Origin of the sequence: Bradyrhizobium manausense (assembly GCF_018131105.1) — a bacterium.
Taxonomy (GTDB): domain Bacteria; phylum Pseudomonadota; class Alphaproteobacteria; order Rhizobiales; family Xanthobacteraceae; genus Bradyrhizobium; species Bradyrhizobium manausense_B.
This window is the reverse complement of record NZ_JAFCJI010000001.1, coordinates 2,326,693-2,349,673: the sequence shown is the minus strand read 5'-3', so window position 1 is coordinate 2,349,673 and position 22,981 is coordinate 2,326,693. Positions and strand designations below refer to the sequence as shown.

The following is a 22,981-nucleotide window of genomic DNA, read 5'->3' as shown; positions in this document are numbered from 1 at the left end:
TTCTGCAGGTTCACTAAAGCATCATGGTTGCACCCCTGAAAGTGGGCATAGCGGGGCTCGGCACCGTGGGCGCCGAAGTTGTCCGTTTGATTGAAACGCAGGCGCGCGTGCTCGCGGGCCGCAGCGGCCGCGGCATTCGCGTCGTCGCCGTCACCGCGCGTTCGAAAGCCAAGAAGCGCAGCGTCGATCTGCGCGGCGTCGAGTGGGTGAAGGATCCGCTTGCCCTCGCCACGCATCCCGGCATCGACTGTTTCGTCGAATTGATGGGCGGCGCCGGCGATCCCGCGCTCTCTGCGGTCGAGGCCGCGCTGACCGCCGGCAAGTCCGTCGTCACCGCCAACAAGGCACTGCTCGCCAAGCACGGTCTGAAGCTGGCAAAAGCCGCCGAAAAACATGGCGGTGCGCTGAACTACGAGGCAGCGGTCGGCGCCGCGATCCCCGTCATCAAGACGCTGCGCGAAGGTCTTGCGGGAACCGGCATCAACCGCGTCTACGGCATCCTCAACGGCACCTGCAATTACATCCTGACCCGGATGGAGCAGGAGGGCCTGTCCTTCGCCGAATGCCTCAAGGATGCGCAGCGGCTCGGCTATGCCGAGGCCAATCCGTCCTTCGACGTCGACGGCCACGACACCGCGCAAAAGCTCGCGATCCTCGCCAGCCTCGCTTTCGGCACAAAGGTTGCTCAAAGCGCCGTGTATGTCGAAGGCATCTCCTCCATCGCGCCGGAAGATCTACGTGCGGCCGCTGATCTCGGCTACCGCGTCAAGCTGCTCGGCGTTGCCGTTCGCACGGCCAAGGGCATCGAGCAGCGCGTGCATCCGACCATGGTTCCGAAATCCTCGTCGATTGCGCAGGTGATGGGGGTCACCAATGCGGTCACGATCGATGGCGAGGGCATTCCGCCAATCACGCTGGTCGGCCCCGGCGCCGGCGGTGCCGCGACCGCATCGGCCGTCGTCGCCGATATCGCCGACGTCGCGCGCGGCATCCGCGCCAATCCGTTCGGCCGGCCGATCGCGCAACTACGCGATACCAAGAAAGCCCCGATGGAGCGGCACGAGGGCGGCTATTACATCCGCCTGCTGGCGCGCGATTTCCCGGGCACTGCGGCCGCGATCGCGACCCGGCTCGCGGAGCAGAAGATTTCGATCGAGTCGATCGTGCAGCGCCATCCCAATGGCGGCGCCGCACCGGCAAATGGCAAGGCCGTGCCTGTGCCTGTCATCCTGATCACCTATGCGACGCATGAAGACGCGGTTCGCCGCGCGCTCGCGGCCGTGCAGAAGGACAAGGTGATCAGCGGTCGGCCGCAGGTCATCAGGATTGAGAAGAACTGACACGGTTCGAACGAACTGTGGGTGTTACGAGTTGATGTGGGCGCAGATGCCCGCCCAAAACGGTTTCGAAGGAGTTAGCCGATGTCGACCCATATTGAAGTCCCCCCGCACGCCTTGCTCGAGCGTATTCTCACGCTGGAGATCGTGCGCGTGACGGAACGGGCAGCGGTGTCGTCGGCGCGGCTGCGCGGACATGGGCAGGAGAAGCCGGCCGACCAGGCCGCGGTCGATGCCATGCGCCGCGAGCTCAACAAGCTGCCGATCCAGGGCACCATCGTGATCGGCGAGGGCGAGCGCGACGAGGCGCCGATGCTCTTCATCGGCGAGAAGGTCGGCATGAACACGGGTCCGGAAGTCGACATCGCGGTCGACCCGCTCGAAGGCACCACGCTGTGCGCCAAGAACATGCCGGGCTCGATCGCCACCATGGCGATGGCCGACGGCGGCACGCTGCTGCACGCACCCGACGTCTACATGCAGAAGCTCGCGATCGGACCCGGCTACGACAAGGGTGTCGTCGATCTCGACGCGAGCCCGGCCGACAACGTTCGCCGCCTCGCCAAGGCCAAGGGCGTCAAGCCTGACGGCATCACCGTCCTCGTGCTCGACCGTCCGCGTCACGCCAGCATCATCGAGAGCGTGCGCTCGACGGGCGCTGCCGTGCGCCTGATCACAGACGGCGACGTTGCCGGCGTGATCCACTGCGCTGATCCCGATAACACCGGCGTCGACATGTATCTCGGCACCGGCGGCGCGCCGGAAGGCGTGCTTGCGGCCGTCGCGCTGCGCTGCATCGGCGGCCAGATGCAGTGCCGCCTGATCCTGGATTCCGGCGAGAAGATCGAGCGCGCCGCCAAGATGGGCGTCAACGATCCCAAGATGATCTACGGCATCGAGGACATGGCGCGCGGCGACTGCCTGTTCGCCGCCACCGGCGTGACCACGGGTTCGCTGCTGTCGGGCGTCAAGTTCCGCAAGGACGGCGTGATCGAGACCGAGACGGTGGTGATGCGCTCCGTGACCGGCACCGTGCGTTACATCAAGGCCGAGCACCGCGAGCTCGCGAAGTTCCACCTGGATTAAGAGCCTGTCATTCCGGGTCTCGCGAAGCGAGTGCCCGGAATCCATCGGGCAGCAGAGACAGAGGTGAAATGGATTCCGGACTCGATGCTGCGCATCGCCCCGGAATGACAACGATAAAAATAACAAGGAAGCGCCATGTCCGATCTCTCCGCCGTCAAAGCCCTGGTGTTCGACGTGTTCGGCACCGTCGTCGACTGGCGCACCAGCTTGATCACCGACTTCATGTGGTGGGGAAAGGGGCGCGGCATCAGCGCCGACTGGACCGCGCTGGTCGACGGCTGGCGCGGCATGTATGTCGCCTCCATGCAGGACGTGCGTGAGCATCCCGAGCGCGGCTATGTCATGCTCGACGATCTGCATCGGCGTTCGCTGGAGAAGCTGGTCGAGAAATTCGCCATCAAGGGCCTCACCGAGGCCGATCTCGATCATCTCACCAAGGGCTGGCATCGCCTCAATCCCTGGCCGGACAGCGTCGCCGGCCTGACGCGGCTGAAGACCAAATTCGTAATCTCGCCGCTGTCGAACGGCAACGTCGCGCTGCTCACCAACATGGCGAAGCATGCCGGCCTGCCGTGGGACCTCGTGATGTCGGCCGAGCTGTTCCAGCATTACAAGCCGGATCCCGAAGCCTATCTCGGCGCCGCAAAGCTGCTCTGTCTCAAGCCCGAGCAGGTCATGATGGTCGCCGCCCACAACGGCGATCTTGCCGCCGCCCAGAAGTACGGACTGAAGACGGCTTTCGTGGCGCGGCCGACCGAGTACGGCCCGTTGCAGAAGGTCGATTTCGACGCCACCGGCGCCTGGGACATCGTCGCCAGGGATTTTGGCGGCGTCGCCGACAAACTCGGCTGCTAGCGCGCGGCTCCGCCGACGCTCATATCCTGCCGAACGCCACCGTCGCCTTGTCGTAGGCGCCGTCACCCATCGTGCCGGCTTCGAAGATGCCGTGCTTCTCGATCCAGTCGAACGACTGCTCGTAGATCTCGCGCGAATAGGGTTCGAACACGATCCGCTCGCCGGGCCCCCAGCGCCTGGTGTCCATGACGGCGTGAAAGCGATCCGGAAATTCGTTCTTGTAGTAGTGCGTGAACAGCTCCGGGCGCAGGTCGATATCGCGCTGGGCTTTCTTCAGCGCGCGGAAGTAGCGCTTGATGTCCTCGGGCGCCGGATCGCCATTGATCATGGACGCGATCATGAACGTGGTGTCGATGATCTTGCGATAGCCGAGCTGCTCGGCGAAATAATAGGGGCCGTTGAACAGCGAGGCTGCCTCGCTCTTGCCTTCGAACAGCAGCTCCATCCGGCGGAACAGCATGCCGTCCTCGAAGGTGAGATTGATCTGTTCGGGCGCCAAATAAGGCTCGAGCGCCTGGATCGTCGAGTAATGGCTACCCGACTGGAAGCCGACCGAGATCGGCACGCCGGCGAGATCGGCAGGCGTACGGATCTTCGAATCCTGGGGAACGAAGATGCCCGACGGCGCGACCGAATAGACGTCGGCGTAGAGCTTGGCGTGGCCGGTCGATGCGGCGACATTGACGGTCCAGTGGCAGGCGCAGCTGACGTCGGCCTTGCGGCCCTTCTCGATGCTCTGGAAGGCGCCTTCATTGACCTTGTTGTGGTGCTGGCCCTCGGTCGAGCGGATCAGTTCGCGAAACTCGTAGTCGAGCCCTTCGTCGCGGAAGTAGCCCTTCTCCTCGGCCACCCATTCCTGCAGGCGGAAATGAGACTCGATCACGAATTTGGTCATGGCGTCCTCCGGGTCTGCTGCGGCCCTTCGGCCGTTCGATTGACTGCAGGATAGCAAAGGGCGAAGCTCGGTCCATGGCTGCAAGGGAATGTTTCGCATGTCCAAAATGGAATCTTCCGGGATCGACTTTCGCGATCTGCGCGTGCTCGACGCGCTGATCCGAGAGGGCAGCATCACGCGCGCGGCCGTCAGCCTCGAGACCACGCAGCCGGCGATCAGCAAGTTGCTGGCGCGGTTGCGGCTGCGCTTTGACGATCCACTGTTCGTGCGACGTGGCAGCGGCGTGCAGCCGACGGCGCGCGCGGTCGAGATGGCGGACCAGATCCGCGCCTTGCTCGAAATGGCCGACCGGCTGTGGCAGGAGCGGCTGCCGTTCGATCCCGCAAAATCGGAGAAGACTTTCAGCCTGCTTTTGACCGACGTCGGCATGGTGCGGTTCCTGCCGCCGCTGGTCGCGCGCCTGTCAGAGCTCGCACCGCGCGTTCAGTTGCGCGCAATCCCGCTCGACTCCCGGCATTTCGCGGTCAAGCTCGAGTCCGGCGAGGCAGATCTTGCGCTCGGCGCCTTGCCGCGCGCGGCCGGGCATCTTCGCTCGCAGCGGCTCTATTCGGACGGCTATGCAAGCGTCGTGCGGCGGGGCCATCCGAGACCGGCGGAGGCGCGCACGCGCCGGGGATTTCTGGATGAGAAGCATATCCTGATCACGGCGTCCGAGACCGGGCATGCGGCCCATCGCGAAACGCGACGCGTGCTGGCGCGCGCGATCGCGCGCACGAATATCCTGTTGCAGGTGCCGAGCTTCATCGCCGGCGCGATTGTGGCCTCGCAAACCGATGGTATCGCGACCTTGCCCGCCAATCTCGCCGCCATCATCGCCGAACCGCTCGGAATGACGGTGTTCAAGACGCCGGTTGTGTTGCCGCGGATCGAGATCGCGCAATATTGGCACGAGCGCTACCATCGCGATCCCGCCCATCGTTGGCTGCGGTCGATCACGCTCGATCTGTTCGGCAATCGCGCCTAGGAAAGAGAGGTGAGGTGCCTCACGCGATCTTCAGCGCGAGCTCGCTCGTCTCCGTCTCTGCAAAGCCCGCCTGCAGGACCTCTTCACGCTTGTGCCGCAGATGGGCACGCAGGATGTGGGAGAGGCCGGCGCCATCGCGGCGCTGCAGCGCGTTCAGGATGGCCTCGTGCTCGCTGACGGCAAAGGCCCAGCGCTGCGGCGTCATCGGCGTGACGTAGCGGGCGCGGCGGATGCGCGCGGTTACTGACGCGTAGAGCCCCGAAAGCACGGGGTTGCCGGCGGCGTTGACAATTCCCTCGTGAATGGCGCGGTTGCCGCGATAATACTGGAGCAGATCGTCCTCGCGATAATGCTGCACCATCGCTGCGTGAGCCGCGGCAATCTCCGCGATCTCGCGATCGGTGATGCGCTCGCAGGCAAGCTCGCCGGCCAATGCTTCGAGACCCTGGCAGACCTCGAAGAGGTCGCGCATGTCCTTGTCGGTCAACTTTGCCGCGCGCGAGCCGCGATGGGGCAGGAGCTGCACGAGGCCCTCGGCTGCAAGAACCTTGAGCGCTTCACGCAGCGGTGTGCGCGAAATCTCGAGCCGCTCGCACAGTTCGCGCTCGGGGATTCGCGCGCCCGGTGGAATCTCGCCGTCGAGCAGAATGTCGCGGATGCGGCCGACGACCTCCTCATGCAGCATGGGATAATCCCTATTTTGAATGCAAAAATGATCCAATAGACGAAAGTCAGGTAATTATATCTTGATATTCCCAAGTTTTGCATTCAAAAATGCAAAAAACATGAGGGATTGAGGAAATGGATCAGGCCGTGGAGGCGGACGACCTCGTTTTTGAATGCAAGGACGGGATTGGGCGGATCACTTTCAACCGCCCTCAGGCGCGCAACGCCTTCACTTTCGCGATGTACGAGCGGCTCGCCGCCATCTGCGAGCAGGCCAATGACGACAGGTCCATCAAGGTGCTGGTGCTGCGCGGGGCCGGCGACAAGGCCTTTGCCTCGGGTACCGACATCAATCAGTTCCGCGAGTTCAAAACGCCGCAGGATTCCATCGACTACGAGAACCGGATCGACCGGGTGCTCTCGACCCTCGAGCAATGCCGGGTGCCGACCATCGCGGCGATCAACGGCTTCTGCACCGGCGGCGGGGCGGGCATCGCCGCGGCCTGCGACCTGCGCATCGGCACCCGCAGCACAAAAATCGGATTTCCCATCGCTCGAACCCTCGGCAATTGCCTCTCGATGTCCAATGTCAGCCGTCTCACGGCGCTCATTGGCGCCGCGAGGGTCAAGGACCTCATCTTCACTGCGCGCCTTGTGGATGCTGCGGAAGCCGCTTCTGTCGGGCTGCTCGGCGAGGTCGTCGAGGACCTTGCGGCACTCGAGAAGCGCGCCGACGAGGTTGCGCACCTCATTGCCGGCAACGCGCCGCTGACGCTCAATGCGACCAAGCAGGCGGTGGCCCGCCTGCAAAAGCGGCTGACGCGGGACGAGGGCGAAGACCTCATCCTGATGTGCTACACGAGCCAGGATTTTCGCGAAGGGCTCGATGCTTTCCTCAGCAAGCGCGCCCCGCAGTGGCGCGGTCAATAAACAGGACGCCCCGATGCAAAGCGATCGATCGCAATCCACTTCACGCCGTTCCGGGCCGCTCGCCGGCCTCAGGGTTATCGATCTTACCCATGTCATGGCGGGGCCGACCTGCACCCTGATGCTCGCCGACATGGGCGCCGACGTCATCAAGATCGAGAAATGGCCGAACGGCGACGATACGCGTCACTCGGTGCCGCCGAAGATCGGTGACGAAGCCGCGTCGTTCCTGATGATGAACCGCAACAAGCGCGGCATCGTGCTGGATCTGAAGACCGACGGCGGCAAGGAGGTATTGCGGCGGCTGATCGCGGATGCCGACGTGCTGGTCGAGAACTTTGCGCCGGGCGCAATGGAACGTCTGGGCTTCGGCTACGAAGAATTGCACGACAAGTTCCCGGCGCTGATCTATTGCTCGCTGTCGGGTTTTGGTCGCACCGGCCCTTACAAGCACCGTCGCGGCTTTGATCTGGTCGCACAGGCCATGAGCGGCATCATGAGCTTTACCGGCGAGCGGCCCGATGGTCCGCCGGTGAAGTGCGGACCCCCGCTCTCGGACATCACCGCGGGCCTGCTCGCGAGCATGGGTATCCTTGCGGCCTACACGCATCGCCTCAAGACCGGCGAGGGGCAATGGGTCGAAACCTCGCTCTATGAGGCCGCGCTGGTGCAGACCTATTGGCAGTCGACCATCGCGCTCGCAGCCGGCACGGCGCCGCGCGCGATGGGCTCGGCGCATCCGCTCAACGCGCCGTATCAGGCCTTTGAGGCCTCGGACGGCTGGCTGGTGGTTGGCGGCGCCAACAAGAAGCACTGGCTGTTGATGCTGGAAGCGCTCGGCGCAAGCGAACTCGCTGCCGATCCGCGCTTCGTGAATGGCGCCGACCGTATGGCGAATTTGAAGGAGCTGGAAGCCGTCTTGAGCGAACGCTTCCGCACCCGGACGCGCGCGCACTGGCTCGCGGCGCTGGATGAGAAGGGCGTGCCGTGCGGCCCCGTGCATGACATGCTGGAGGCGCTGAGCGATCCGCAGACGCTGGCGCGCGAGATGGTCGTCGAGGTCGAGCATTCCACGCTCGGCCCGGTCAAGACGATCGGTCTGCCCGTCAAGTTCTCGGAGACCCCGGGCAAGGTCGTGTCCGGTGCGCCGGTCTACGGCGAACATACGCGCGAGGTGCTGGCCGAACATGGATTCGACCAGACACAAATCGAAGCGCTCGAGAAGGAAGGCGCAATCGTCTCGGCTTCCAGGGAGCGCGAAGAACGCGTCGCCTGAACGGACGTCGAGACGGCTGATCTAACAAAACAGAAAAATCAGTTGGAGGAAATCATGCGTGGGACGTCTTTACTCCTGTTGTCCGTCAGTGCGGCCGTGCTCGCAGGCAGCGCGCCGGCGTTTGCGGCCTGGCAGCCGCAGAAGCCGATCGAGTTCGTGGCGACCGCAGGTCCGGGCGGTGGAACCGACAACATCGCCCGCGCGGTGCAGAACATCATCACCAAGTACAAGCTGACGGATCAGCCGATCGTCGTCGTCAACAAGGGCGGCGGCAGCGGCGCCGAAGGCTACGTCTACGGCAAGGCCTCCGCCGGTGATCCCTACAAGGTGATCTTCGGGACCTCGAATGCATGGCAGCAGCCGCTCGTCTCCAAGGTGGCCTTCAACTACACGGACCTCACGCCGATCGCGGCGATGGCGCAGGACGAGTTCCTGCTCTGGGTCAAGCAGGATGCGCCCTACAAGACTGCGGGCGACTATCTGAAGGCGGCCGCATCTGGCGAGTTCAAGATGGGCGGCGCGCAGTCTAAGGACACCGACGAGGTGCTGACCCGCATGATCGAGAAGACCGGCCATGTGAAGTTGACCTACATTCCCTTCAAGAGCGGCGCCGAGGCCGCGGTGCAGCTCGCCGGCGGACACATCGATTCCCACGTCAACAACCCCAGCGAAAGCCTCGGGCAATGGCGCGGCGGCACGCAGCGTCCGTTGTGCGCCTTCAGCCCGAAGCGGCTTCCGGCAGGCCCCAAGATCACGGCCACCGAGGGCTGGAGTGACGTTCCGACCTGCGTCGAGCAGGGGCTCGATATCAAGCAATACGAGCAGCCGCGCACGGTCTGGCTGCCCGGCAAGGTCACGCCGGAGCAGGCCGCCTACTATGTCGACCTCATGAAGAAGGTGCAGGCCACGCCGGAATGGAAGGACTACATCGAGAAGAGCTCGCAGATCGACACGTTCCTCACGGGAGCCGAGTTCGACAAGTTCATCAAGGAGGACCTCGAGCACGTCAAGCAGGTCGCGAGCGAGCAGGGCTGGCTGGTTAAGTGAGCCAGGGCTCGCCTCACGCTCCGTTGTCGTCCCGGCGAATGCCGGGACCCATACCGCGTGATCTATCTTTGAGCGGCACTCGTCGTACCGTGGAACGTTGCACGTCTGGCCTTCGTCAAACGTCTCCCTGGGGTCACGGGTCCCGGCCTTCGCCGGGACGACACCGGATGCCGGGGAAAGCGCGGTGGCGATGCATAACCGGCCCCAGTGCGACGCTTGACCGGAGTCTCCCATGATCTCACGCCGCGCTCTCGAACTTGCGACCGCCATCCTCACCGGCAGTTTCGGTGTTGCGGTGGTGGTCCAGAGCCTGGATAACGGCATCGGCTGGTCGAGCGCGGGTGTCGATTCCGGCACGTTTCCGTTCCTGACCGGCATCATCATCATCGCCGGCAGCCTCTACAATCTGGGGCGCGGGGTCGTGCCGGTTGTTTCGCTGGCAAGCGTCCCCATCGCGATCACGTCGATTGAGCTGCGGCGGCTCGCGGGCTTGTTCGTGCCGGCCGCGATCTTCGTTGCCGCGATCCCGCTGCTCGGGATGTACATCGCCTCGGCGGCTTACATCTTCGCTGTGCTCGCGATCCCCCGGCATCAATCGCTTCTGCGTTCGGCGGTCACGGCGGCGGCAACGGCGCTGGCGCTCTATGTCGTGTTCGAGCGCATGTTCCAGGTGAGCCTGCCGCACGGCGTGCTCGCCGCGGCGCTCGGGTTCTGAAGGAGAGGGCGGTGGACAATCTCTCAGAGCTCCTCCACGGTTTCACCATCGCGGTCACCGTGCCGCATCTGGCCTTGATGGCCATCGGTGTGCTGCTCGGCATTCTCGTCGGCGTGCTGCCGGGGCTGGGCGCGCCGAACGGCGTGTCGCTGCTGCTGCCGTTGACCTTCGGCATGCAGCCGGTCTCGGCGATCATCCTGCTCTCCAGCATGTATTGGGGCGCGCTGTTCGGGGGCTCCGTCACCTCGATCCTGTTCAACATCCCCGGCGAGCCGTCCTCGGTCGCAACCACCTTCGACGGCTATCCGATGGCGCGCGACGGCCGGCCGACCACCGCGCTTGCCACCGCCTTCGGCTCGGCGGCGTTTGGCGCGTTGATGGGTGTCATCCTGATCACCTTCCTGGCGTCATGGGTGGCGCAGGTCGCGCTTGCGTTCGGGCCTGCGGAGTATTTCGCGGTCTATTTCCTGGCGTTTGCGAGCTTCGTCGGCATGGGCGGCGCGGCTCCGATCAAGACGGTAGTGGCGCTTGCGATCGGCTTTGCGATCGCCGCGATCGGCATCGACACCGTCTCCGGCAGCGTCCGCCTCACCATGGGCATCGACGAGCTGGTCAAGGGCGTGAATTTCGTCGTCGCGGTGATGGGCCTGTTCGGCATCGGTGAGCTGCTGGTTGCGGTCGAGGAGGAGTTTCATGCCCGCGCCGTCTCGTCGAAGATCGAATGGCGCGAGGTGTTTCGCGCCGTCGGTCGCCTGCCGCGCCACGGCGTTGCGCTGCTGCGGAGTGCCGCGATCGGTTGCTGGATGGGGATCACGCCGGGTGGCCCGACTGCGGCATCCTTCATGAGCTACGGCATCGCCCGCCGCTTCTCGCGCCGAGGCCGCTACTTTGGCACCGGCGAGGTCGAAGGCATCATCTCACCGGAGACCGCCGATCACGCCGCCGGCACCAGTGCGCTGCTGCCGATGCTCTCGCTCGGCATTCCCGGCTCTGCGACCGCCGCCGTCATGATGGGCGGGTTGATGATCTGGGGGCTCAATCCGGGGCCGATGCTGTTCGTCGACCAGAAGGATTTCGTCTGGGGCCTGATCGCCTCGATGTATGTCGGCAATATCGTCGCGGTCGCGCTGGTCCTGCTCACCGTGCCGGTGTTTGCCGCCCTGATGCGCATTCCCTTCGTGATCATCGCACCGCTGATCGTCATCATCTGCGTCGTCGGCGCCTATTCGGTGTCGAATTCCTATCTCGACGTGGTGATGATGCTCGGCTTCGGCGTGGTCGGCTATCTCTTCAAGAAGTTGTACTATCCGCTGGCGCCGCTGGTGCTCGCGATCGTGATCGGCGACAAGGCCGAGGATGCATTCCGGCAGTCGATGCTGATGTCCAAGGGATCCCTCGGCATCTTCTTTGCCAACAAGCTGGTGACGTGCCTGGTCGTGGGCGGAATCGCGCTGCTGCTGCTTCCGCTCGTGCTGCAGCTCGCCCGTCTGTTTCGCAAGCCCGCCGCGCCCACCACCGAGACGACCGCCCAGGAAAAGGTGATCATATGACCGTAAAGCCGCTTGTCGCGCTGGCAATGGGAGATCCCGCCGGCATCAGTCCGGAGCTGACCGCCAGGCTCGTGGCACTGGACGAGATCCGCAGTCGTGCCCGCCTCGTGGTGATCGGCGACCGCCGCATCTTCGACGAGGGGGCGCGGGTCGCCGGTGTCACGCCGGAGCTGACGAGGGCGGAGCAGGGGAGTGATTTTCGCGCGACGAAGGGCGATGCGCTGTTCGTCGATCTCGGCCATCTTGATCCCGCAGAAGTCGAACCGAAGACCGCGACCCTGGCCGGCGGCAAATTCGCGCTGACGAACTATCGCCATGCGCTCGAATTCGCCCGCGACGGCCGTGTCGATGCCGTCTGTTTCACGCCGTTCAACAAGCAGGCGATGCGGTACGCCCGCGCCGACTACGACGACGAGATCGCGTTCTCGGCGGAGGTGGCCGGCCTCAAGACCCCGGCGAGCGAATTCAACGTGCTGGGTGAGCTCTGGAACGCGCGGGTGACCTCGCACATTCCCCTCAAGGACGTGGCTTCAAAACTTTCCGGTGAGCGCATCCAGCGCGCGCTCAAACTGACCGATAGCTGCATGCGCAACGCCGGCTTTGCGCGGCCGCGTATCGCGGTGGCGGGCCTCAACCCGCACGCCGGCGATGGCGGCAATTTCGGCCGCGAGGAGATCGATGTCATCGCACCCGTGGTGGACGCGGGCCAGCGCGCCGGCATTGCCGTCGAGGGGCCGTTTCCCGCCGACACCGTGTTCCTGCGTGCCAAGGCAGGCGCCTTCGATGCGGTGCTGACGATGTATCACGACCAGGGCCAGATCGCGATGAAGCTGATGGGGTTCGACCGCGGCGTTACCTTGCTCGGTGGCTTCCCGTTCCCGATCTGCACGCCCGCGCACGGTACCGCCTACGACATCGCGGGGCAGGGCATTGCATCGACCGGCGCCAGCCGCGCCGCGGTGCTGCTGGCAGCCGAGATGGCTGGGCGTCGGGCGGGCTGACCGGGCCGGCGCTGACGGGAAAAACTGGAAACTTCCGCGGCTGAGCGCGTTGCCGATCCGACGAACCTATCCATGTCGGAGCTGGAACATGACCGTGCAGGTGCCACGCGCGGCAGCTATGGCGCTCGCTGTTGCGCTCTTCGGTCTCGCGGCCGCGCCCGCGCTCGCCGCCGGGATGGATGCGGCATCCATCGCTTCCGCCGAACCTTCCAAGAAGAGCCTCTCGCGTGAGAAGCCGACCCCGGCGGGCGTGCGTCTGCAGGTCTTGCTGGATCGGGCCCACTTCTCGCCCGGCGAAATCGACGGCAAGTTCGGCGAGAACGCCAGGAAGGCGCTTCGCGCTTTTGCAGAGGCGTGGCAATTGCCGAACTCGGATCAGCTGACGGATGACGTCTGGAAAGCGCTCCAGACGGACGACCGGCAACTGACGACGACCTACACCATCACCGACAAGGACGTTGCGGGCCCATTCCTGCACAAGCTTCCGTCGAAGATGGAGGACATGAAGGATATCCCGCATCTCGGCTACACCAGCCCGCGGGAGGAGCTAGCCGAGAAGTTTCACATGAGCGAGCAACTGCTGGCGGCGCTCAATCCTGGCCGCCACTTCGACCGGGCCGGAGAGACGATCGCCGTCGTCGACACAGGGGACAGCGGGAGTGCAACTCCTGCCAAGGCCGACAGGGTCGAGATCGACAAGGCCAGGCAAACCGTCAAGCTGTTCGACAAGTCGAATGCACTGATCGGCTTCTATCCGGCGAGCGTCGGAAGTGAGGAGAAGCCGTCACCTTCCGGCACGCTGAAGGTCACCGAGATCGATCAAAATCCGACCTATCGCTATAACCCCGCTTATCACTTCAAGGGTGTGCATTCCCAAAAGCCCTTCAAGATCAGGCCGGGTCCGAACAATCCGGTCGGAATCGTGTGGATCAACCTGTCCGCCGACGGCTACGGCATTCATGGCACCCCGTCGCCGCAAAACATCTCCAAGGGGCAGTCGCATGGTTGCGTGCGCCTGACGAATTGGGATGCGGAACGGGTCGCATCCAGCGTCGCGAAGGGGACGCCGGTCGCGTTCGTCGAGGGCTCGGGTTGATGCGAGGCGCCTTGCTGACGGCGTTCGCTAGGAATGGGTCGCGTTCAGCGCGATCTTGCGGTCATGAATGAGGTTTTCCAGCCGGTGCGCCGCCACATTGAGTGTCGCCGCATCGAGCGTGTTTTCGTCCTCATCGGTACCGGAGCGTTGGGCGCGTAGCACATCATCGATCTGATTTTCGATCTCCGTAAGCTCGGCGTCGCTGTTCGCCTGACGTATCCTGCGTCCCAGTGCGTAGAGCGCGTCGAGCGCCGGCTGTTTCGGCTTGCGTTCGCCGGACCGGAGAAATCGCCACAGCGCTGCGCCGACCGAGGCCAGCAGACCCAGGACCATTGGTGCAAGGAAGATGGCATTGCCCCATTTGTCCAGGAAGCTCAGCTGAGTGCCGTTGTAGTACTCCGCGGCACCGGCATGAACGGGAAGATAGGCGCCCGCGTCGGTATCGGGCGCCTTGAACTGTGCGACGATCGGCCATTCCGGCAAGATGTCCCTGCGCGCGGCCGTGAGGGCCTTGGTCAGGTTGGCGATCACGTCGTTGTCTAGGCTTTTCTTGCCGACGATGTAGTAGGGCACGCGCAGGGTGGTTACGTCGTCGTCGGGGACGGGCGGTGATCCACGCAACGTTCCCTTGGGAATGTCAAAACTCTCGTAGGCGTGCTCTTTCTCCGCGATAGCTCCTGCATTCTCGATGGCGATCAGCACGGGCGCGGTCTTGGCGTTTTGCGGAAACAGCCCCCGGACCAGTGACAGGTATTTCTCGCTGAGCGGCATGACGAAGAGCGCCGCGCGGATCTGCTTGCTGTCGAACGCGCCGCGGACCTCGTCGAGAGCAAGGTTCCTGAAGATGACATTGGCACGGTCGAGATTGTACGAGCTGGTCAGGATGCTGGTGATCTTCTGATTGGTGTCACCGGCAACGACGCCCACAGTTGCACGCTTCAGATCCGCGAGATCGGCGATGGTCGACCCGGGCGGAGCCACGAGCATGGCGACGGCCTCGGCGAGCACGACGATGGCCTGAGCCTGCGAGAGGTCGCCGACGTCGCCGCGGACGACGGCGAGATCGGTCTTGTCAGATGAGAGCGAGGCTGCGGACTCGCGCGGACCACCGGTTTCGACCACCCTCAGCCGCACCTGCGCATTGTTCACGGTAAGCCGGCTCGCAAGCGCCGAGACGATCTTCGGGGCGTCGCCATCGAGCGATCCAACCGCGATCGACAATGTGACCGGTTGTACGTACCAGCGATAGGCAAACAGGCCGGCGCCGCTGACGAGCGCGACGAATGCCGCGACCAGGACGATACGAAGCCAGGCTGGCAGCCGGCCGGCATCGATGCCAAATTTCGAGAGATCATCCATTGCGCCGCTCATCCCGGAATCGTCCGCTACGAGCAGGATCGCGGCCCCGACGACCTTCTGGTGTTGATTTGCATCAAGAGGATGCGATCGGAGGCCGGAAGGGGGCGGCCCGGATCGCCCTTATCCGACCGCCGCCAGGTAAAGCTGCGTATCGAAATAATCCGACGCGCGCAGCGCGCCGGTAACGCCGGCGTCCGCCATGAAGAAGTCGCTGACCTGCTGCAGCCATTTGGCGACCGTGCCGTCCGCGTAGAGCCGTCGCCATTCGCGTGCGGAGTAGAGCTTTTGCGCCTTGAACGCCTCGGTGATATCGGCGGGGCGCGACGACTTGTAGTGCGCCTGGAGCGCATCCGCGGTCGCGGCGGAGTTGCGCACCATGTGGTCGTTGGCATCGATCCAGCCACGGATGATCCGGCTCAGGACCTCGCTGTTGCCGTCGAAATAGTCCTTCCGAGCCGCCCAACCGCCGAGCACGGCGGATTGGGGATAGAACGCCGAAGCGTCCACCAGCTTCACGGCATCCGGCAGTGCCTCACGTACGGCGACATTGAATGGTACCCAGAGTGCGACGGCTGGAACGTCGCCGGCGATGAATGTCCTGACCGCGTCCGGCATGCTGGCGCTGACGATTTCGACCTCGGACGGCTTGATGTTGTTGGCCCGCAAGGCCCGGTCGAGAAAGATGTGCGCCGTCGTCTTCATCGTCGTCGCGATCCGCTTGCCCCTGAGGTCGGCGATTGCCTTCACGCCAAGCGCCGGCCGGACCCAGAGCTGTGCCGTCGCGACCTCGATGTCGTTGATGAGAAAGCCCCGGCCGCGGTCGAGCGCCAGGTAATTGGAGATGACGCCGCCGGCCGAGGCGACGTCGAGCTCGCCTCGCATCATCGCCTCGAACACCTCGGGGCCCGTGTCGAATTCGTGCAGATCGAAGTCGATACCTTCACGCTCGAACGAGCCGCGATCGAGGCCGGTCCAGATGTGCCCGTCCACGGCGACCACATGGAGATAGCCGAGCCGGACTCTTGTGCGCGCCTGCGCGATGGTCGGCGCGCCGAGGACCGTGGCGGCTGCCAGCGCCGCGCCACCGCCTAGAAGTCGCCGACGATTGACGAGGCGGGCGCTCATGCTGCTGTTCCCACATTCCCGACCGCGGCCCGAAAACGCCGGGCGTGGAACTCCGCGATACCGTCCTTGGGATAGTCGAGCAGGAAGCCGGACAGGCGGACCAGGGTCGTGTCCGTCGCGCCATCCTGCGCGATCGACGCGAACACCTCGTCCCAGCGCCGGCACATGGTCATCTCGGCCTCTTTGGTCTGCGCTAGCTCGCCCCGCAACTCGCTCACCTCGATCGGCTCGGCAAATCCCTTCGGGGTGATGCTGTCGACGCTGCGGAACAGGAACGCATGGCCCACGCGCGCACGGACGGCGGCGCTGACCAGCACGCGCGTGCCGTAGTTCTTGTTGAGGCCTTCGAGCCGCGAGGCCAGGTTCACGGTGGCGCCAAGCGCGGTGTAGTTCATGCGGTCGCTGGAGCCGACATTGCCGACCACGGCGTCGCCGACATGCAGGCCGTAACGCGTCTCGTATGGCGGCCAACCCTCGCGCCGGAACTCCCTGTTGAGCGCGTCGTTTGCCGAGAGGCAGGCAAGGACGGCGCGGCAGGCGTTGACGGTGTGATCGGGATCATCCGCAGGTGCATTCCACAGCGCCATCACGGCGTCGCCGATATATTTGTCGACTGTGCCGTGACATCGCATGATCTTGTCAGAAAGCGCTGCGAAATAGCGCGAGGTATAGATCATCACCTGCGTTGGATCGGCCTGCTCGGTCTTGGCGGTGAAGTCGGCGACATCAGTGAACAGCACCGTAACCTCGCGCCTTGAACCGCCGAGGCGCAGCGATGAGCCGGTCTCGATCAGCTGCTGCACGATCGGGCGCGGTATGAAGCTCGCAAAACTGCTGACCACGCTGCGCATGGTGAAGACCGAGCGGCCGAGTTCCTCGATCTCGGCGATGGCGGAATGGATGCGCGGCCGCTCGGCGATGTCGAAGCGCTGGATCGCGTCGGTCTCTTCGACCAGCTTGCGCAGCGGCCGCGCCATCCGTGATCCCAGCCAGAACGCGAAGGGGATCGTGGCGCCGACGAAGGCGAGCGCCAGCGCGAACAGCGTGCGGCGCTCGTTGATGATCCGGGCGTAGAATTCGTCAAGCGGCGCGACCAGCGCGAGCCGGACATTGGCCGAGCCGGTGGTATCGAGCCGGTGGACCGCCGCGACATAGGTCCGGCCGGCGGCATCGTCGAAGAACTGCTGCGCCGGTCCGCCGTCGCGCCAGGACCGGATGATTGGGACCAGCGCGGGCAGCTTCAGCGCGCCGATTTGCGGCAGCTCGTCCTGTCGCCCCGGCATCTCGGCCATCAGGCGGTTCATCCCGGGATGGCCGACGATGCGTTCGGCATCGTTGAACAGGAAGGCTTGGCCGGACTGGCCGAGCTTCTGCTCCGCCAGCATGTCCTCGAACCGGTTCAACAGCACGTCGCCGGCGACGACGCCGCGGCGTCCCTCCTTCAGCGGCGTCCGCAGCGTGTAGCCGGGCTCGCCGGTGGCGTAGAAAACGTAAGGCCCGGTCAGCAGCGTCTTGTCGTTCTTGAACGCCTCGACGTACCATGGCCGCTGCCGCGGGTCGTAGCCGGTGGGGCCGGGCACCTCCGCAACCTGGATCAGGTTTTCCGACAGATATTGCGTGACCGGTGCGGCTCCCGCCGTGCGGGTGATCACGACCAGCCGGAACGCCGCGTCCTGATCCACCTTGAGACCCGCCCTGAACGCCGGCTTGGCGCGGTCGATCACGTCCATCTCGATGAACGAGCCGTCCTCGTAACCGACATAGAGATTGAACAGCTGCGGATTGTTGCGCAGCATCGCGGCCATCAGGCTGTAGAGCCGTGAATTGTCCGCAATGTCCGCTTCCTGGATCGGCGGCAGGCCCGACAGGATGTCGAGACTGTCGCGCACGTTCTTGAACTGCTCGTCGACGTGATCGGCCCCCAGCTGCGCCACCTTCTCGATGAAGCCGCTTGCGGCCGTCCGCGTGATCGACGTCACCCGCGCGAAGCTGAGATAGACCAGCGTCAGGCCGACGAGCAGCACGACGCCCACGAACACCGTGATGATCGATGTCTGGAAGCCGATGCGAATGACGCGCCTGGTCTTCTCCCCGGTCATCGGAGCTGCGCTGACGCCTCCGTCAGTATTTTCGAACGATGGGTTTTGTCACCGCCGGCTCCGGCGCCGCCGGCGAGAGCGAAAAGGTAACCCAGCCGGTCCAGCTCTTGGGACGGTTCTCGACTTCGAGGTCCTTGTAGCCCCTGAGGTTGAGATAGCCCTGGTAGCCGTTGTTCATCGGAATGATAAAGCCGATCTGCGGACCGATTCCGACCGACATGCCGCGGAAGCCGCCGAGCTTGGCGCCCGGTCCGCTGTCGTCCGTGAGCTGCTGGAAGTAATAGCCGGCAAGTCCGACATGGATGGTCTTGGTGATGAATTGCGAAGCGGCCCAGTCGACGTGGAAGTCGATGCCGTTCTGGTATTGCAGCGCGCCGTTCATGAAATTGTAGGTGAGGCCGCTGACGACCGAGAATTCATGGCCGCTTTTGGGGTCGAGATAGGTGTATCCGGCGCCCGCATCGACCGCTGGAAAGCCAAAACTGAGATTGGCAAGACGGCTCGAATCATAGGTGCCGCTCGGGATGTTGCCGGTGATGTAGACCATCTCGTTGTGCACACCTTGATTCCATTTCAGCGTGCCCTGGTAGAACACGTCGGTCATGGTCGTGCGATTGTCGGACGCGCTCCCGGAGATGGTGTTGCCCCTCGGCCCCGTCAGGGTCGCATCGATCCCGACGCCGATGTTGCCGGGCGCGGCGAGCACGGTGAAGGCTGCCTGGCCGCCGAACACCGACAGCGGCGATGTGTAGGTGAGGCCCTGCACAAGCACGTCGGCATGCGCGTTGAGGCCGGCGGTCACCGCGCCGGTGCCGCCGCCGGGCGTAATGAAGCTCTGGCCCTTTCCGGCATTGTCCTGGAGATGGATATAGATGGTCGAATAGGCCCAGCCCGGCACCGCCGGTGTCGCAGCAAGGCTGCCCATCAAGCCCGGCAGCCAGAAGCTGACGCCACCGGCGTCAGCGAGGGCCGGTTGTGTGCCGAAGCCCGCCATGGCCAATGCGGTCGCGAGCGTGGCCTTGCGAAAATGTCCCGTCATGTCGTGTGTCCTTCCATCCCAACAGCTCGCGCATGGCGACCTGCGCTTACTTCGTTGCGCTTCCCACCGTGTTCACCGGCTGCGGCTCCGGGAATTTCCATTTGCCGCTCAGGATGTCCTGGCGCGGCCGATAGAGCCTGACGGTGCAGTTCCAGTCCTTCACGATGGGGAGGCAGTTCGGAATCTTGCCATCACAGCCGCCGAACTGGATGGCGACAGTGCCGTCGCTGTCCTTCTTCGCGGTGACGCTGTTGAGCGAATAGGCGTTGTACGGATTCTTCGTGTAGAAGCCGTCGGCATTGTAGACGCTGACCGACCAGAACGCGTCCACCGGCACGTTCTTGACCTTGAGCTGGTAGACCGTCGTGCCGTCGTTCTTCGCCGGCATGATGTTGAGGTACTTGGCATCCCGGTCGGGATTTCCGCCCCAGCCTGCGGCGGCGCCGATCAGATGACGGATGGGATCGACCTCCGATTTGGTGCCGAACGCGTGGTCGAAGCTGGTGATGGTCGAGCCGAGCACGAGCAGGGCATCGTGAACCTTCTTCTGGCTGGCCTTATCCCAGCTCGGCAGATCCAGCTTGCCGGTCTCCTTCTGCGCCAGCTTGATCTTGTCCTGGAGCGCATGGACTTTTTCGACGTCCGCCGGATCGTTCGGATCGGCAAAGGTGCGAACGCCGATCAGCGCGTAGCGCGTGCCGATCTTGTCGCGGCTGAAGACATGCTCGCCCTTGCCGTACACGGTGGTCGCGTAGTGGTCCTGGCTGACCGACATCAGCGACATGAAGCGACCGCCTGCATCCGGCAGCGTCACCGTGACCGGTCCGGCGTCGAGATCGACGACGGCAAAGCTGTACAGCGTGTCGCGATTGAGTCTGATGATGGATTGGTCGTCGATCGGAGCCGGCTCGCGATGGTGGAAGATCTTGCCAAGTGCTCCAGCCTGTTTGGCAAGAGTCCCCATGTAGCTGTCGGACTCGGCGCGCACGAAATTGTCGACTGTCACCGGAATGGTCTGCGCATGGGCGAGGGCGGTGGTCACGAGGAGGATCGGGGCGATCAGCGTGGTTCTTTTCATTGCTTTCTCTCGTTCAGAACGGATTGACGTAGTTCAGGATCGCGAGCTGGCGTAGGATAACCCGGCGGACGACGTGGGTCGGCGCGACGTGATCGGTGTAGATTGCGGCCGTGCCGGCGCTGCCGGCGGGCAGGCGCCTTGCGAACTCCGCATCGTCGAGCCTGACGCGGACGATGAAGGGCGCGGCCTCGATCGTGTTCGGCATGACGGCCCGACCTGAGGTTTGCGTCTGCCCGGTCGCGATTGCCTGCAGCACGCTTTCGACCTTGCCGGTCAAAATCTGCCCGGGCGCGAATTTGAAGGTGGCCTCGACCTCCTGTCCAGGCGCGACATAGCGCGCATCGATCTGGTTGATCTCGACGCCGATGATGGTGCTGGAGGTGTCGATGAACGCCATCACCGGCGACAGCGGCAGATTGGCGACGCGCGCGCCCTTGCGCAGCGCGAGGTTGGTGACGTATCCGTCGGCCGGCGCCCGCACCACGGTCTTGTCGAGATTCCACTGCGCGGCCTCGAGCTGGCCGGAGAGCTGGTCGGCCTCGGACTGGCGCTGTTCGACGTCGAAGCCGCGGCCGGCGTCGCGCTGGAACAGCTCCGTCATCTGGCCGAGCCGCGTCCTGGCAAGCTTGAACTGGGCGTCGATCGCCTTGACCTGCGCGGCATAAGGCGTCGGATCGATCTTGAACAGCACGTCGCCGGATCGCAGCGGCACGTTGGCGACAACGGGGACGTCGGTCACTTCGCCTGCGACATCAGGAACGATCGCGACCGCGTTACGCACGACCAGCGCATTGCCTTGCGGCGCGCCCCAGCCCATCGGGATCAGGAGCCCGAACAGCAGCAGCACCATGACGATGACGGGAGAGGCCTTCCAGAACAGGTTGAAGCGCACGATTCCGAAGTGCACCAGCAAGAACAGCAGCACAAGGTAGGTGTTGAAGATCGCGACGCCCATCACGCCTCTCCAGCGTTGCGCGCGGGCACATCGACATAGGCCCAGATGAAGGCGAGGGGCCAGAGCGCGAAGCCGAAGATCAGCGTGATCCAGCCGGCGACGGTGACGGCCTGCGCATAGGGATGGTTGCGCGACTTGGCGATGTGGCCGGGCAGCCAGCCGGCAATGCAGATCACCCCGATGGCGCTGGCGAGCAGGATCACCAGCACGATCCAGGCGAAGATGTCGTATCCGCTCATGACGGACGCCCCGCTTTCATTGGTGTGCCGCCGTCACTGGCAATAGTCCCAGAAGCCCTGGGTCCGCGAAGGATCGGTGTAATACCAGCACATGCCCGGCGCGGGCGGAGCGCCGGCCCACGCCACGGCCGTTGCCGCTGCCACGACGCCGATCGCTGCCCCTGCGGCGATCGCACCGCCGCGCGGCCATCCGTACCAGCCCGGTCGTGCCCAGCCTCCGCGTCCCACCACCGCCGTGGTGCTGCGAACCGCGACATTGCCGCGAGGTCCGACAGCCACCGTTCGTCCGCGATAGGCCGCGCCGCGCGGGCCAACGACCGCGCCGCCGCGATGGACCACCGCGCCGCCCCGCGGACCGACCACGGCTCCGCCATGGCGGCCGGCGGCTCGGACCTCGATCAGGTCGGGTGCAGGCGCGGCGTCACGCTCGATCGCAGCCGGATGAAGGGGGGCGGCCGATACCGTGGCCGGTGACATCGATATGGTGGCCGCCAGCACCAGAACGCAGCCTGCCAGTCGTGTCATGTGCGCATGATCAGACATCGTTGTACCTTTCTTTTTCTTCTCTTCAGTCCTTCGTTTCACCCGCGGCGCCTCGTCATTGCGAAGCTCCCGTGCCGCCACGCTCGAATGCGAACACCGTCTTCCAGTCCTTCGCCATGTCGACGACCGTCCAGCCGCGCTGCATGGCCTCGTCCCAGGCCTTGTCGAGCTTTCCGATCCTGGACTGCCGGTCGTAGGCGTATTCGCGGGCGGCATCGGTGTGATGGACGATGCCGAGGAAGCGCGCGCCCGATCCGGCCGCGGTCCATTGCAGCATCTGGTGGTCGCCGTCGGAGTTGCCGAAGGCGAGTATCGGGCGGCGACCGATGAAGCGATTGATGCCGGACGGCTTGCCGGGGCCGTCATCGATGAACTCGACTTTCGGCAGCTTCAGCAGGACCGGCCGGCCATCGGCGCCAAGCTTGAACTGCGTGACCCCGGAGGAGCCGATCATCTGCTCCGGCGGAATGCCGTAGGCTTTCTCGGCCCACACCCGCATGAATTCCACCCCGCCGCCGGAGACGATGAAGGTCTTGAAGCCGTTGCCGCGGAGATAAGCGAGCAGCTCTACCATGGGTTGGTAGACGAGATCGTTGTACGGGCGATGAAAGCGCGGATGTCTGGCCCGGCCGAGCCAGTCGGCGACCGATGCCGCGAAGGTGTCCGTCGTCATGCCGCTATGGGCAGCGGCGACCAATGTCAGCAGGCCCTTCTCGCCTTGCGCGGCGAGGGCATCCTTGTCGCCGGCGAGGAATGCCTTGAACGGTTGCTGCTGCTTCCATTCGGGATGCGTGGCCGCCATGGCCTTGACGCTGTCGAGACCAAAGGCGAGCTGGAAATAGATGGGCTGTTCGCACCACAGCGTGCCGTCATTGTCGAACACGGCGATGCGTTCGGCGGGCGGGACGAAGTCCGGCCCGCCGTCTTTGGTCACCCGCGCGACGAAGGCCGCGATCGAGGTCTTCGTCGCGCCGTCGTTCCAGGACGGCAGGGGATCGGACTGGGCAAAGACTTGCCCGATGCTCGCCGCACCGAGCATCGCCAAGCCAATCACCAATCCGCGGCGGAT

General features: G+C 64.6%; 22 protein-coding genes. 11 read left to right on the top strand and 11 right to left on the bottom strand.

All coding sequences use genetic code 11. The features are described from left to right. The first annotated feature begins 23 nt into the window (after positions 1 to 23). The 3 genes from JQ631_RS11120 to JQ631_RS11110 all read left to right on the top strand — a co-directional run bounded on the left by JQ631_RS11120 (position 24) and on the right by JQ631_RS11110 (position 3,278). Positions 24 to 1,340: a homoserine dehydrogenase gene (locus JQ631_RS11120; protein ID WP_212326164.1), complete on the top strand. Its 1,317-nt coding sequence runs from the start codon at positions 24 to 26 to the stop codon at positions 1,338 to 1,340. A gap of 81 nt (positions 1,341 to 1,421) precedes the next feature. Continuing rightward, positions 1,422 to 2,423, top strand: coding sequence for a class II fructose-bisphosphatase (gene glpX, locus JQ631_RS11115; protein ID WP_212326162.1), 1,002 nt, complete (start codon positions 1,422 to 1,424; stop codon positions 2,421 to 2,423). 135 nt (positions 2,424 to 2,558) lie between these two features. Then, positions 2,559 to 3,278 carry a haloacid dehalogenase type II gene (locus JQ631_RS11110; protein ID WP_212326161.1) on the top strand — a complete coding sequence of 240 codons (720 nt, stop codon included), beginning with the start codon at positions 2,559 to 2,561 and terminating at the stop codon, positions 3,276 to 3,278. A gap of 19 nt (positions 3,279 to 3,297) precedes the next feature. Here JQ631_RS11110 and JQ631_RS11105 read toward each other — a convergent pair whose 3' ends face one another. Beyond that, entirely contained in the window at positions 3,298 to 4,173 is an 876-nt protein-coding gene (locus tag JQ631_RS11105) for an ABC transporter substrate-binding protein (RefSeq protein ID WP_212326160.1), read from the bottom strand. Between the two features lie 97 nt (positions 4,174 to 4,270). On the opposite strand from JQ631_RS11105, the gene JQ631_RS11100 reads away from it, so the two are divergent. Further along, positions 4,271 to 5,197 (top strand): LysR family transcriptional regulator, encoded by a 927-nt coding sequence (locus tag JQ631_RS11100; RefSeq protein WP_212326159.1) that lies wholly within the window; start codon positions 4,271 to 4,273, stop codon positions 5,195 to 5,197. A gap of 19 nt (positions 5,198 to 5,216) precedes the next feature. On the opposite strand, the gene JQ631_RS11095 is transcribed toward JQ631_RS11100, so the two are convergent. Beyond that, positions 5,217 to 5,882: a GntR family transcriptional regulator gene (locus JQ631_RS11095; protein ID WP_212326158.1), complete on the bottom strand. Its 666-nt coding sequence runs from the start codon at positions 5,880 to 5,882 to the stop codon at positions 5,217 to 5,219. 116 nt (positions 5,883 to 5,998) lie between these two features. Here JQ631_RS11095 and JQ631_RS11090 point away from each other — a divergent pair, with 116 nt between their 5' ends. The 7 genes from JQ631_RS11090 (at position 5,999) to JQ631_RS11060 (ending at position 13,475) form a co-directional block, all read left to right on the top strand. After that, positions 5,999 to 6,793 (top strand): enoyl-CoA hydratase/isomerase family protein, encoded by a 795-nt coding sequence (locus JQ631_RS11090; RefSeq protein ID WP_212326157.1) that lies wholly within the window; start codon positions 5,999 to 6,001, stop codon positions 6,791 to 6,793. A gap of 13 nt (positions 6,794 to 6,806) precedes the next feature. Continuing rightward, the gene (locus JQ631_RS11085) at positions 6,807 to 8,066 is read left to right on the top strand and encodes a CaiB/BaiF CoA transferase family protein (RefSeq protein ID WP_212326156.1); all 1,260 of its coding nucleotides are present in this window, start codon (positions 6,807 to 6,809) and stop codon (positions 8,064 to 8,066) included. Between the two features lie 54 nt (positions 8,067 to 8,120). Next, on the top strand, positions 8,121 to 9,113 hold the full coding sequence (locus tag JQ631_RS11080; RefSeq protein ID WP_212326155.1) for a Bug family tripartite tricarboxylate transporter substrate binding protein: 993 nt from the start codon (positions 8,121 to 8,123) through the stop codon (positions 9,111 to 9,113). 232 nt (positions 9,114 to 9,345) lie between these two features. Continuing rightward, positions 9,346 to 9,828 carry a tripartite tricarboxylate transporter TctB family protein gene (locus JQ631_RS11075; RefSeq protein ID WP_212326153.1) on the top strand — a complete coding sequence of 161 codons (483 nt, stop codon included), beginning with the start codon at positions 9,346 to 9,348 and terminating at the stop codon, positions 9,826 to 9,828. Positions 9,829 to 9,839: 11 nt separating this feature from the next. Continuing rightward, a complete protein-coding gene (locus tag JQ631_RS11070; protein ID WP_212326151.1) occupies positions 9,840 to 11,378 on the top strand; it encodes a tripartite tricarboxylate transporter permease in 1,539 nt (512 codons plus the stop codon). After that, positions 11,375 to 12,379, top strand: coding sequence for a 4-hydroxythreonine-4-phosphate dehydrogenase PdxA (locus tag JQ631_RS11065; protein ID WP_212326149.1), 1,005 nt, complete (start codon positions 11,375 to 11,377; stop codon positions 12,377 to 12,379). The genes JQ631_RS11070 and JQ631_RS11065 overlap by 4 nt, the downstream gene beginning before the upstream one ends. An 88-nt stretch (positions 12,380 to 12,467) precedes the next feature. Then, positions 12,468 to 13,475: a L,D-transpeptidase family protein gene (locus JQ631_RS11060; RefSeq protein WP_212326147.1), complete on the top strand. Its 1,008-nt coding sequence runs from the start codon at positions 12,468 to 12,470 to the stop codon at positions 13,473 to 13,475. Between the two features lie 27 nt (positions 13,476 to 13,502). On the opposite strand, the gene JQ631_RS11055 is transcribed toward JQ631_RS11060, so the two are convergent. The 9 genes from JQ631_RS11055 to JQ631_RS11015 all read right to left on the bottom strand — a co-directional run bounded on the left by JQ631_RS11055 (position 13,503) and on the right by JQ631_RS11015 (position 22,951). After that, positions 13,503 to 14,834, bottom strand: coding sequence for a TAXI family TRAP transporter solute-binding subunit (locus JQ631_RS11055; RefSeq protein WP_212326145.1), 1,332 nt, complete (start codon positions 14,832 to 14,834; stop codon positions 13,503 to 13,505). A gap of 120 nt (positions 14,835 to 14,954) precedes the next feature. After that, positions 14,955 to 15,959 (bottom strand): ABC transporter substrate-binding protein, encoded by a 1,005-nt coding sequence (locus tag JQ631_RS11050; RefSeq protein ID WP_212326143.1) that lies wholly within the window; start codon positions 15,957 to 15,959, stop codon positions 14,955 to 14,957. After that, on the bottom strand, positions 15,956 to 18,058 hold the full coding sequence (locus JQ631_RS11045; protein ID WP_212326141.1) for an adenylate/guanylate cyclase domain-containing protein: 2,103 nt from the start codon (positions 18,056 to 18,058) through the stop codon (positions 15,956 to 15,958). The genes JQ631_RS11050 and JQ631_RS11045 overlap by 4 nt, the downstream gene beginning before the upstream one ends. A 22-nt stretch (positions 18,059 to 18,080) precedes the next feature. Next, positions 18,081 to 19,097, bottom strand: a complete 1,017-nt coding sequence (locus JQ631_RS11040; protein ID WP_212326139.1) for a SphA family protein — start codon at positions 19,095 to 19,097, stop codon at positions 18,081 to 18,083. Between the two features lie 46 nt (positions 19,098 to 19,143). Continuing rightward, positions 19,144 to 20,175, bottom strand: a complete 1,032-nt coding sequence (locus tag JQ631_RS11035; protein WP_212326137.1) for a DUF1254 domain-containing protein — start codon at positions 20,173 to 20,175, stop codon at positions 19,144 to 19,146. Positions 20,176 to 20,188: 13 nt separating this feature from the next. Continuing rightward, positions 20,189 to 21,130: an HlyD family secretion protein gene (locus JQ631_RS11030; protein WP_212326135.1), complete on the bottom strand. Its 942-nt coding sequence runs from the start codon at positions 21,128 to 21,130 to the stop codon at positions 20,189 to 20,191. Next, positions 21,130 to 21,369 carry a DUF3302 domain-containing protein gene (locus JQ631_RS11025; protein WP_212326133.1) on the bottom strand — a complete coding sequence of 80 codons (240 nt, stop codon included), beginning with the start codon at positions 21,367 to 21,369 and terminating at the stop codon, positions 21,130 to 21,132. The genes JQ631_RS11030 and JQ631_RS11025 overlap by 1 nt, the downstream gene beginning before the upstream one ends. Positions 21,370 to 21,402: 33 nt before the next feature. Then, positions 21,403 to 21,894, bottom strand: coding sequence for a hypothetical protein (locus JQ631_RS32300; protein ID WP_249160253.1), 492 nt, complete (start codon positions 21,892 to 21,894; stop codon positions 21,403 to 21,405). Between the two features lie 73 nt (positions 21,895 to 21,967). Then, positions 21,968 to 22,951, bottom strand: a complete 984-nt coding sequence (locus tag JQ631_RS11015) for an HAD family hydrolase (RefSeq protein ID WP_249160574.1) — start codon at positions 22,949 to 22,951, stop codon at positions 21,968 to 21,970. Between the last annotated feature and the right edge of the window lie 30 nt (positions 22,952 to 22,981).